General features: G+C 65.3%; 8 protein-coding genes and 1 pseudogene. All 9 read right to left on the reverse strand.

All coding sequences use genetic code 11. The annotated features are described in order from the left end of the window. Window positions 1–919: pseudogene (locus AWJ14_RS02710) on the reverse strand (Gfo/Idh/MocA family protein); the annotation flags it as partial. Between the two features lie 17 nt (window positions 920–936). Then, on the reverse strand, window positions 937–1,965 hold the full coding sequence (locus tag AWJ14_RS02715; RefSeq protein ID WP_066174559.1) for a LacI family DNA-binding transcriptional regulator: 1,029 nt from the start codon (window positions 1,963–1,965) through the stop codon (window positions 937–939). Next, window positions 1,962–2,930 (reverse strand): ABC transporter permease, encoded by a 969-nt coding sequence (locus AWJ14_RS02720; RefSeq protein WP_066174563.1) that lies wholly within the window; start codon window positions 2,928–2,930, stop codon window positions 1,962–1,964. Before AWJ14_RS02720 ends, AWJ14_RS02715 begins: the two co-directional genes overlap by 4 nt. Continuing rightward, window positions 2,927–3,901: an ABC transporter permease gene (locus AWJ14_RS02725; RefSeq protein ID WP_066174567.1), complete on the reverse strand. Its 975-nt coding sequence runs from the start codon at window positions 3,899–3,901 to the stop codon at window positions 2,927–2,929. Before AWJ14_RS02725 ends, AWJ14_RS02720 begins: the two co-directional genes overlap by 4 nt. Then, complete coding sequence (locus AWJ14_RS02730) at window positions 3,901–5,409, reverse strand: sugar ABC transporter ATP-binding protein (RefSeq protein WP_066174844.1); 1,509 nt, start codon at window positions 5,407–5,409, stop codon at window positions 3,901–3,903. The genes AWJ14_RS02725 and AWJ14_RS02730 overlap by 1 nt, the downstream gene beginning before the upstream one ends. A 69-nt stretch (window positions 5,410–5,478) precedes the next feature. After that, on the reverse strand, window positions 5,479–6,480 hold the full coding sequence (locus AWJ14_RS02735; protein WP_245304109.1) for a substrate-binding domain-containing protein: 1,002 nt from the start codon (window positions 6,478–6,480) through the stop codon (window positions 5,479–5,481). Window positions 6,481–7,000: 520 nt separating this feature from the next. Next, window positions 7,001–7,906: an NAD(P)-dependent oxidoreductase gene (locus tag AWJ14_RS02740; RefSeq protein ID WP_066174574.1), complete on the reverse strand. Its 906-nt coding sequence runs from the start codon at window positions 7,904–7,906 to the stop codon at window positions 7,001–7,003. A 37-nt stretch (window positions 7,907–7,943) separates the two neighbouring features. After that, on the reverse strand, window positions 7,944–9,380 hold the full coding sequence (locus AWJ14_RS02745; RefSeq protein ID WP_066174576.1) for an aldehyde dehydrogenase: 1,437 nt from the start codon (window positions 9,378–9,380) through the stop codon (window positions 7,944–7,946). Between the two features lie 45 nt (window positions 9,381–9,425). Further along, window positions 9,426–10,766 (reverse strand): tripartite tricarboxylate transporter permease (locus AWJ14_RS02750; RefSeq protein WP_245304103.1); only part of this gene is annotated, 1,341 nt, incomplete at its 5' end.

Raw genomic sequence — 10,766 nt, forward strand, 5'->3', positions numbered from 1 at the left:
AGTTGAACTCCATCGAGTATTCGGGGCCGAGCAGTTCGAGCTGGATACGCAGACCCGCGCCGACATAGGCCCAGGACGTGGTCGCCTCGATCACCAGCTCATTGCCTTCCTCGTCCTCGAGCAGGATCGTTCCGCGGGCAAAGTCCTCGGACGGCCGGTTGCGGTAGTCGACGGCGATGCCGTAGCGCTCGGTGAGTTGCGCCGCATAATGCGGGCGCGTCCATTTCAGGTTTGCGACCGTTCCGTTGACGGATTTGACGCGAAGCGACTTGCGCTTGGCGCCGGGCTCGGTCAGCAGATGGCGGGCGACTTCGACACTGTGGCACATCATGTCCGAAAGCACGCCGCCGCCCTGCTTGTCGCCCTGCCAGAACCACGGCGCATGCGGGCCGGAATGTTCTTCCGCCGCCCGCGCAAGATAGGGGCGCCCGGTCACCGAGGCCGCCCGCCGCCATATGATTTCCTTTCCGCGCAGCACCGGCGTGCAGAACACCTGGTTTTCGAGATAGCCGTGGTTGAGCCCGGCCGTCTCAGCCAGTTCGAGCATCTCCCGGGCTTCGGCAATGGTCCGCGCCAGTGGCTTCTCGCAGGCGACGGCAAACACCTTCGAGCGCTTGGCGGTCACCTCGGCATGGATGGTGCGCATGATGTCGAGCCGGGTGTGGTTGGGCGAGAGGATCCAGACCGCGTCGATCGTCTCATCCTGCAGCATCGCTTCCAGCGTCTCGAACGGTTTGCAGGGCCCGAGTTCGAGATCATTGGCGAGCTTGGCGTAGCGTGCCCGGTTTTCCGCGTGGCGGCTAAAGACGCCCGCGACGCTGACATTGCGCACACCCAAGAGCGAGCGCAGGTGAAACTCGGCGATGAAGCCGGTTCCGATCATTCCGATACGGAGCGTTTGACGGGCTGGAGCAGTCATGATCAGGACCTCTTTCTTCAATCAAGCAGGGCGGCAGGAGGCGCCGCGGTGGTTTCGCGAACCAGGAGCTGGGTCGGCAGGATGGTGGGATCAGCGGGAAGGCTCTTGCCGTTCATCAGGTCGAGCAGGACGGACATGGCACGCTCGCCGATATCGAGCCGCGGCTGGCTGATGGTGGTCAGCGACGGCAGGAACGCTTCGCTGAAGGCGATATTGTCGAAGCCGACGACGGACAGGTCCGCCGGCACGTTCAGACCGATTTGACAGGCGTGACGGATTACGCCGAAAGCCATTTCGTCATTGGCGACAAAAATCGCGCTCGGCCTGCCTTCGCCGCTTAACAGTGCACGCGCGCAGCGCTCGCCGCTCTGAAGCGTGAAATCGCCCCGGCACACATAATGGGGAGGGATCTCAAGCCCGGCCTTCTGCATCGCAAGGACGTAGCCTTTCTGCCTGCGGATGCTCATGCCTTCGGGAATCGGCCCGGCAATATGGGCGATGCGGGTATGGCCGAGCCCGATCAGGTGGTTGACGGCTGCGACCGCGGCCGCCTCGTTGTCGATCAGGATCTGCGGCACATGGAAATCTTCGACCATTTCGAGCGCCACGACGACATTGTCGAAGCCTCGGGCGCTTTTCCGAACGGAGCCGGGAACCGCTCCCGTCATCAGGATCATGCCGTCCGCGAGGCCGTCGCTGAGCATCTCGAAATACTCAACCTCGCGCTCCCGGTCGCCCTCGGTGTTGGCCATCAGCACCGAATAGCCGGCTTGCCGCGCCACACGCTCGACGCCCTTGAAAACCTCGAGGTAGAACGGGTTGCCGATATCGCGGACAACGATCAGCACCGCCATGGTCTTCTGGGTGCGGAAATTGCGGGCCCGGACATTCGGGCGATAGCCGAACTCGTCGGCCAGCGCCCGGATCCGGTCCACCGTCGCCTCGGCGATCAGGCTGGACCCGCTCAAGGCACGCGACACCGTGGATGTCGAAACCCCCGCCCGCTGGGCGATGTCCTTGAGATTGGGGCGGACCGGTGCTCTCATCCGCGCAGGGCCTTGCCGCGTCCGTAAAACAGCATCAGCACGAGCAATGTCGCGCCGAAGGCGAACTGGCGGCCGGCTTCCTCGATGTTCAGTGTGGTCAGGATGCTCTGCAACACGATCAGCAGCACCGCACCGGCCATGGTGCCGGTATAGCCGCCCTTGCCGCCCGAGAGTGGCGTGCCGCCCAGCACGACGGCGATGATCGACGGCAGCATGTATTGGGCGCCGACATTGGAGAACGACGAGCCGGCATAGCCGATGATGCAGAAGCCCGCGACCGCCGCGAACATGCCCGACAGCACGAACAGGCTGATGCGGATCAGGTCGGCCGGAACGCCCGCCATCCGGGCGGCATTTTCGTTCGATCCGATCGCATAGACCCGGTAGCCGAACAGGGTTCGCCTGAGCAGCAGCGCCATCAGCACGCCGATTGCGCCCCACAGCCAGATCATCCCGGGCACGCCGAACAGGAAGGGCTGCGTGACGAAGCGCGCCAGCCCCGGCGCCGCCAGGCCCGACGGAATGCCGCTGCGCACCACCACCAGAAGTCCCTGCAGGACGCCGAGCATGCCGAGCGTCATGATCAGCGGCGGAATGCGCAACAGGGTCACGCCGAGGCCGTTGAGGAGCCCGAAGAAAGCACCCGTCGCGAGACACGCAAGGATCGCCGGAATGATGCCGGCATCGCTTCCCTGCATCATGTTGCCGGCGATCACCGCGCTCAGAGAGACCACCCCGCCGACCGAAAGGTCGATCCCCTCGCGCCCGCCGAGAATGACCAGGTTCTGCCCCGCGGCGACGACACCGAGGATCGAGGCCACGATCAGCAGGCGCATGATCTGCGAGGAAGAGGCAAATCCGGGCGACAGAAGCTCGCCGAGCAGCAGCAGGGCCAGGATCAGGCTCAGCGCAACGACCAGGGGTGTGCGGACCAGATCCGCGATTGAGGTGGACAGCCTGGTCATTTGCTGATCCTCCGCGTCACCAGCACGCCCGCCATCAGCGCGACGAGCACGGCGACGCCCTGGGCAAAATTCTGCCATTCGGACGACACCCCGGCAAAGAAGACGAAGGAATTGATCAGGCCGAGGATCAGCGCGCCGATGGCCGATCCGAGCAGCGATCCCGAGCCGCCCGACAGCGCCGTGCCGCCAAGCACGACGGCGGCAACGCTGTAGAGCGTCATGGCGTTGCCGACCACCGGGTCACCGCTGGCCGTGTCGCCGATGATGCAAAGCGCGGCAAAAGCGGACAGCAGGCCGCACAGGGCGAAGGCCTTGATGCGGATGCGCGTGACCGGCAATCCGCTCTGGTAGGCGGCAAGCCGGTTGTCTCCGACCGCCATCAACTCGATGATGTATTTGGTTCTGACCGCAAGCCAGATGAACACCGCCAGCAGGATGACCACATAGAAGACGAACGGAATCTCGAAAATCCGGCCGCCATAGGTCCGCCAGAACGCCTGCGGCACCGGCATGCCCGCGACCGGCAGGACCCACAGGGCGAGGCCCGTGAACACGATCCCGGTCGCGAAGGTGGCCACGATCGGCTGCAGTCGCAGCCCGACCACCACCAAGCCATTGAAAACGCCGGCCAGCGTGCCGACCAGGACCCCGACCAGGCAGGCGAGCAGCACGCTGTCCGGCCCACCGCCCAGCCGTTCGATGAGAACGACGACCACCACATTGACCAGCGACAGGATTGCGCCCACCGACAGGTCGATATCGGCGGAGAACACCACGAAGGACTGCGCCACGGCGAGGAACATCAGCGCCAGATAGGTCTTGATCAGCCCGGTTATGGCGCCGTAGGACATGCTCCGCGGCTCGGCGATGCCATTGAGAATGAGCAGCGCCACGAGAATGCCGAGCGCCGGAATAAAGGGAAAGCGCTCGAACACGGAACGCTGCCGGGACGTGCTTTGCGGCATGCTCATCACGCGGCCTCGTAGGCTGCATGATAGAGGTGATAGCGCGTGCGCTCGTCGCCCCTGAGCTCGCGCACGGTGCGGCCGTTGTTGAACACCAGCACCCGGTCGGAATTCTCCAGCAATTCCGCGTCCTCCGATGAATACAAAAGGATCGCCATGCCGTCGGCTGCCAGGTCGCGCAGCACCCGGAACAACTCCGTCTTGGAGGCGATATCGATACCCTTGGTCGGGTCGTCGAGCAGCATCACCTGCGGCGGCGCCATCAGCCAGCGCGAGACGATGACCTTTTGCTGGTTGCCTCCCGACAGCGAACTGATCGGGTGGAACAACGACTGGTACTTGGTCTGCAACTGTTCGAGCGCGTCCGCTGCCCGGGTTCCGAGCGAGCGCGGAGAGGCGGTGATGAGATGGTTTTTCAAGGCGTAGATCGGCACGGTGTTCTCGAGGATCGAACGTCCGTCGATCACCCCGTCACGAGCCCGGTCTCCCGACACATAGGCAAGTCCCTCGCGGATCGACGCGCGGGGGGAATTGCCCTTCAGGCGCGTGGCCCCGACCTCAATGTCGCCGGACCGCGTGGGCGCAGTCCCGAACAGCGCCCGCAGCACGGCAGACTGCCCTTGGCCATGCAGGCCGCCAAAGCCGAGAATTTCGCCTGCCGCCAGTTCGAACGAGACAGAGTTCACGCCGGGCGCAACGAGATTTGACACCTTGAGCTTGATGGACGGTTGCCGCGCCACGTGAGGGGCAGCCGCGACCGCAGGCACCGCAGGTCCGGGCGCTTCCTCGCCGGTCATGGTGCGCAGGATCTCGTCCATGCTGGTGTCGGCAAGGGCCGAGGTGCTGACCGTTTCCCCGTCGCGAATGATCGTCACCCGGTCGCCGATCTCGAAGATCTCGTCCATGCGGTGCGAAATGAAGATGATGCTCTTGCCCTCGGCCTTGAGCTTGCGCAGGACAGTCATGAAACAGTCGACCTGCGCGCGGTCGAGCGCCGAAGTCGGTTCGTCGAAAATGAAAATGTCGGGCTCGGCGGCCAGTGTCTTCATGATCTCGACCAGCTGGCGCTGATCCGCACGCAGACGCCCCACCGGCACATCGAGGCCGAAACCGTCGCCGAGAACGCTTTCGAAAGGCGCGATGAACGGCGCCGCTGCCGCCGCCATCCCGGCGCGGTTGCGAAACAGCCCGCCGGTGCCGCTCAGCCGGGGCAGGCAGATGTTTTCCACCACGCTGCGGTGGGACGCCAGGCTCAGTTCCTGGTAGAAGACCGCGATGCCGAGATCCCGTGCCGCGCGCGGGCTGGGGATCGTCACGACCGATCCGTCGCATTCGATCACCCCGTCATCGGGCCGCACACTGCCGGCAATGATCTTGCTGAGCGTGCTCTTGCCGGATCCGTTGGATCCCATCAGGACATGCACTTCACCCGACATGAGAGTGAGATCGCCCCGGCCGAGCGCAATGGTCGCTCCATACCGCTTGCTCACACCCTTGAGACGAAGTCTCGGCATGACATCCACCATGTTGTTTTCGGAAAAGGGGCCGGCCCGCTGACGGGCCGGCCGGAGTGGGGGCGAAGACTACTTGAAGAGCGCTTCCGCGTCGTCGATGCTCAGCGCGCTGGTGTAGGAATAGAAGCCCGGCTTGCCTTCAAGCTCGGCGGCCACTTCCTGCAGGTTCGACGCGTCGATGAACGGAATCGGCAGATACAGCGCATTGCCATATTGGCCCGCGGTCGCAGGCTCCTTCAGTTCCCGACCCTGAAGCATCAGCACGGCCACGTTCAGCGCGCTCGCCATCACGCCGGGAGGGTTCACGGAGGCGCCGGAATTCAGCTCGTCCTTGACCCACAGGTCGATGAAGTCCTTGCGGATCTCGCCGGTCGCGGCAATCTTGCCGGCCTGGGGCGAATCCTGGATCGACCGCCAGGCGCCGGCGGCCATGCCGTCCTGCACCCAGACGCCGTCGATATCGGGATAGGTGGCGAGCAGGTTCTGCATTGCCTGCTGGCCCTGGGCCTGGTCCCAGTTCGCGTTCACTTCGTTGACGATCTCGATCCCGGGGTGTTCGGCAAAGACCTTGCGGTAGCCTGCGACGCGCATCTCGTTGGCCGGATGACCGGCAACGCCGTTGATGGCGACCACCTTGCCCTTGCCGTCGAGCGTCTTGGCGAGCCATTCGGCCCCCGCTTCGGCCCAGGCCTGCTGATCAATGCCGACATAGGTGGCGTCCGGCGAGGACACCTCGGCATCCGTGGAAATCACCAGCACGCCGGCGTCCTTCGCCTGCGCGAAGACCGGGTCGAAGGCAGTCGGGCTGTTGGGGTTGATGATGACCGCATCCACCCCCTGGTTGAGGAAGTTGCGGACATGGGCGATCTGCCCCGGCACGTCCACATTCGCGCTCTGGACCACGACCTTGACGGTGACGCCACGGTCGGCCCATGCGGCGGCGGCAGCCTCTGCCTCTTCGATCATCTGCGTCCGCCATTCGGAGCCGACCCAGCCATTGGACAAGCCAATGGTGAACTCTTCGGCTCCTGCGGATGCAATGGAAATCACGGACGCAGCAAGCGCTGCGATTGTTGTGCGTAGCTTCACTTTTCATCTCCCATAAAATGTGCCGCAAGAAGTTGTTCCACGCCTTGCATTCGATTGCAAGACCAATTGCAATCGATTGCACTGCAGCAAAAATGCCCAGGTGACGCGCAACAGGGAGCGCCCGCGCGCAGGATTAAGAGGGAGAGACCGGGGCATCCGAGCAAGGATAACCGGGCGCGGCACGGAATGCCGGTTCTGCCGCAAGGCGGGCGGGATCGGTCGGATCCGGGCCGTTGTCAGAGAGGCAGGCGGGTGATTGGAAAATGGAGAGTGCAGTCGGCCTCGGGTCCGGTCCCGAGACATCCGCCCCGCGGCGCTCGTGGACGGGCCGGCCGCGCAGGCTGGCGCGATTTCGATCGGCAGCGTGCGATAGAGCTGCTGCCGTGGCCGCGACAGCCGGAATGCCGTCTTCAGCGGTAGCGGGAGCAGGAGGATCGGCGGCGCCTGCCGCCGGAGCATGGCCCTGCTCCCCGAGCGAGAAGCAGGGCCATGGCGTGTGCGTCTACTTGTCGGTTGCCGCAGCCGGGACGGTCGGGACATTCCAGTCCGCCCACAGCTTTGCGATCGCCGCATAATCCTCGCGGGCATAGCCGCCGCGCGCCGCCATCTCGTAGACCGAGTGGGAGGCCTGGATGGCGAACAGCGGTATGCCTTCCGACTGCGCCAGTTCCAGCGCCAGCCGCGAATCCTTGCGCGCCGCGTCGAGCGGCATGCCGCCTTCGTAATCGCCCTCCACCACGCGCTTGGCAAAGCGGTAGGTGAGCGGACGGTGCAGCCCCATCTGCGGGTCCGACAGCAGGCCGACCAGCTTGTCGATCGACACGCCCGTCGCGGTTGCCATGGATCCTGCCTCGGCGACCACCACCATGACCGCATGGGCCACGGCATTGTTGATGACCTTGGCGGCAGCACCGGTCCCCAAGGGACCAAAGACGATCTGCTTCTCGGCAATCGCATCGAGCACGGGCTTCGCGGCGTCGATGGCGTCCGCATCACCGCCGACGAGAAGGGTCGCGCTGCCCGCCTCCATCTGGCTCACACCGGCAAGCAGCGATGCATCGATGATGCGGATGCCGAAGGCAGCCACGATTTCCTGGCAGGCAAGCACATCCGCAGGATTGACCGTCGAGGTCTCCACCACCACGGCATCCTTGGGAAGATGCGGCGCGATCTGCCGCAGCACCTGCATCGAGATCTTCGGGCTCGGCAGGCACAGGACGACGACGGGGGTCTGAGCAAGATCTTCCGGCCGGGCGATCGGCTCGGCGTCGAGCTCGGCCTTCGCCTTGGCGAGCATATCATTGCTCAGGTCATGAACCTGGACCGCAAAACCGGCCGCAATGCGCCTTGCCAGGGGGAAACCCATATTGCCGAGGCCGTAGACGGCAACTTTCGATATATCGGTCATTCGAACTCCAGAAATAGCTGAACAAGAGGAAAAGGGATTACTTGGCGATCGGAAGCGGGTTTTCGTGCAGGCCGAAATACATGCTCTTGACCTGGGCATAGAGCCGGAGGCCGTCGACGCCCTTTTCCCGGCCGATGCCGCTGTTCTTGAAACCGCCGAACGGCGTGCTGGTGACAGACTGCTTGTAGGTGTTGATCCAGACGGAACCGGCCTCGAGCGCCCGGCCGACGCGCCAGGCCTTCTTGAAGTCATTGGTCCAGATGCCGCAGGCAAGGCCGAAGGCGGTGCCGTTGCCCATGCGGATCAGCTCGGCTTCGTCCTTGAACGGCAGCACCACGAGGACCGGCCCGAAGGCCTCTTCTTGGCAGGAGAGCGCATCGGCGGACAGGCCGGCGATGATGGTGGGAAGGTAATAGGCGCCGTCCGCATAGCGCGCGCCCTCCGGCGCCGATCCGCCGCACAGGATCTCGCCGCCTTCGCTTCGCGCGCGCTCGACGAAGGCGTGGACCCGGTCGCGGTGATGGAACGACGCAAGCGGCCCCATTTCCACGCCCTTCTGGTCGGGAGCGGCCACGACGATGCGGTTGGCGCGCGCGACCAGTGCGGCGACCACCTCGTCATAGACGCTTTCTTCGACCAGCAGCCGGGAGCCCGCCACGCAGGACTGGCCGGAGGAGCCGAAGATGCCGGCAGCGACGGCCGCGACCGCATGATCCATTTCGGCGTCGGCAAAGACGACATGTGGCGATTTACCGCCCAGCTCCAGGGCGACCGGCACGATGCGGTCGCCGGCGACGCGACCGATCGCACGCCCCGTGGTGGTGCCGCCGGTGAACGAGATCATGCTCACGCCGGGATGGGCGACGAGCGCGGCGCCGATATCCGCCCCCCTGCCCTGCACGACCTGCAGCAATCCGTCCGGCAGACCGGCGGCAGCGGCGATGCGGGCCAGTTCGGGCGCCAGCAGCGGAGAATCCTCCGACGGCTTGAGCAGCACGGCATTGCCGGCCGCCAGCGCCGGGGCCACCTTGGCCGCGTCATTCATGATCGGCGAGTTCCAGGGCGTGATCGCCGCAACCACCCCGTAAGGCTCGAGCACCGTGAACGAAACATAATCGCCCCGCCGCGGCGTCACCTCGGTCTCGAGCGTTTCGCAAACCGAGGCGTAGTAGCGGAAGGTGCCGACCGCATAGTCGACCATGCCCCGGCATTCCGCGATCGGCTTGCCGTTGTCGCGCATCTGCAGGGTCGCGAGCTCTTCCTTTTCCGCGAGCAGTCCCGCCGCAATCGCCGTGAGAACCTCGGCGCGCTTATGCGGCATCAGGTCCTTCCAGCCGGAGGTCTCGAAGGCGGTCCGCGCGCGGGCGACGGCGGCGTCGAGTTGGTCCGGCGTTGTCACGGCCACCCGCGCGATCTCCTGGCCGGTGGCGGGGTTGATGCTGATCAGTTCGTTCGCCTTGCTGCGGGTGTCCATGGTCTGCCTGTGCTGTTTGTTGAGTTGGGCGGCGCGGAGGCCGCGTCAGGTGAGCGCCACCGCCTTGGCGCGGCCGCGCCACAGCGGAAGCGCCAGGATGATGGCGATCAGGATGACGAGAATGATCGAGATCGGCGAGGAGACGAAGGACAGCGGATCGCCGCGGGCAATCAGCAGCGCCTGCCGGAACGAGGATTCCGCCATCGGACCGAGGATCGCTCCAAGCACGATCGGCGCGATCGGATAGCCCGAGCGGGAAAGCACGTAGCCGACCACCCCAAAGCCGAGCATCAGCCAGACATCGGCCATCGCGTTGGTGGAGGCATAGGTGCCGAGGCTGCAGATGATCAGGATCATCGGCGCCAGCAGCGCCGCGGGGATGCGCAGCATGTTGACGAACAGCTTGGCGCCGACCAGTCCCAGTCCGAACATCAGGAACGCCGTGATCAGCATCTGCCACATGAAGCCGTAGACGACATCCGCATGCTGGGCGAACAGCGCCGGCCCCGGGTTCAGGCCCTGGATCAGCATCGCGCCCATCATCAGCGCCGCCACCGAATTGCCAGGCACGCCGAGCGCCAGCGTCGGGATCAGCGAGGAGGCATTGTCGGCGTTGTTGGCGCATTCCGAAGCGGCGATGCCGCGCGGATCGCCCTTGCCGAACAGCGAGGAATCCTTGGCCGCGCGCCGCTCCTCGGCATAGCCGAGAATGCCCGCGAGATTGCCGCCCGCGCCGGGCATGATGCCGATGACAACGCCGATCAGACCCGAGCGGATCCAGGTCTTGACGAGGCCGAGGCCTTCGCGGATCGACAGGCCGGCGCCGGAGATGTCGGAGCGGCTCTCGCCGCCGTCGTGGAACGCCAGCATCGACAGCGCCGGCGGGATCGCAAAGAGGCCCGTCAGCATCACCGCAAGGTCGATGCCGCCGGCGACATGGCGGACACCGAAGACGAGCCGTTCCGCACCGGTCATCAGGTCCATGCCGACAAGGCCCACCGCCACGCCGATCATGGCCGAGGCAAGGCCCTTTGCCGGCGCACCCGCGAGCAGCAGCGAGACGCTGGTCAGCCCGAACACCGCAACCCAGAAATATTCCGCCGGCCCGAACTGCAGCGCCAGCGACACCAGCGGCGGCGCGATCGCCATCAGCGCAATGGCGCTGATCACCGATCCGGCGGTCGAGGATGCGAGCGCGATCTGCAGCGCGTATTTTGCCCGTCCCGCCTGCGCCAGCGGATAGCCGTCAAAGGTGGTCGCCACCGCCGACGGCGTTCCCGGAATCCGCATCAGGATTGCGGGAATGGCGCCGCCATACATCGAGCCGTTGTAGATGCCGGCCATCATGCCGAGCGCCACCAGCGGCGACATCGTGTATGTGAACGG

The organism is Parahoeflea olei (assembly GCF_001703635.1).
Classification (GTDB): domain Bacteria; phylum Pseudomonadota; class Alphaproteobacteria; order Rhizobiales; family Rhizobiaceae; genus Hoeflea; species Hoeflea olei.

Excerpts from the sequence above, each read along its gene's own strand:
- AWJ14_RS02715 (WP_066174559.1), bottom strand. The coding sequence starts at position 1,965 with ATGAGAGCACCGGTCCGCCCCAATCTCAAGGACATCGCCCAGCGGGCG.
- AWJ14_RS02720 (WP_066174563.1), bottom strand. The coding sequence starts at position 2,930 with ATGACCAGGCTGTCCACCTCAATCGCGGATCTGGTCCGCACACCCCTG.
- AWJ14_RS02725 (WP_066174567.1), bottom strand. The coding sequence starts at position 3,901 with ATGAGCATGCCGCAAAGCACGTCCCGGCAGCGTTCCGTGTTCGAGCGC.
- AWJ14_RS02730 (WP_066174844.1), bottom strand. The coding sequence starts at position 5,409 with ATGCCGAGACTTCGTCTCAAGGGTGTGAGCAAGCGGTATGGAGCGACC.
- AWJ14_RS02740 (WP_066174574.1), bottom strand. The coding sequence starts at position 7,906 with ATGACCGATATATCGAAAGTTGCCGTCTACGGCCTCGGCAATATGGGT.
- AWJ14_RS02745 (WP_066174576.1), bottom strand. The coding sequence starts at position 9,380 with ATGGACACCCGCAGCAAGGCGAACGAACTGATCAGCATCAACCCCGCC.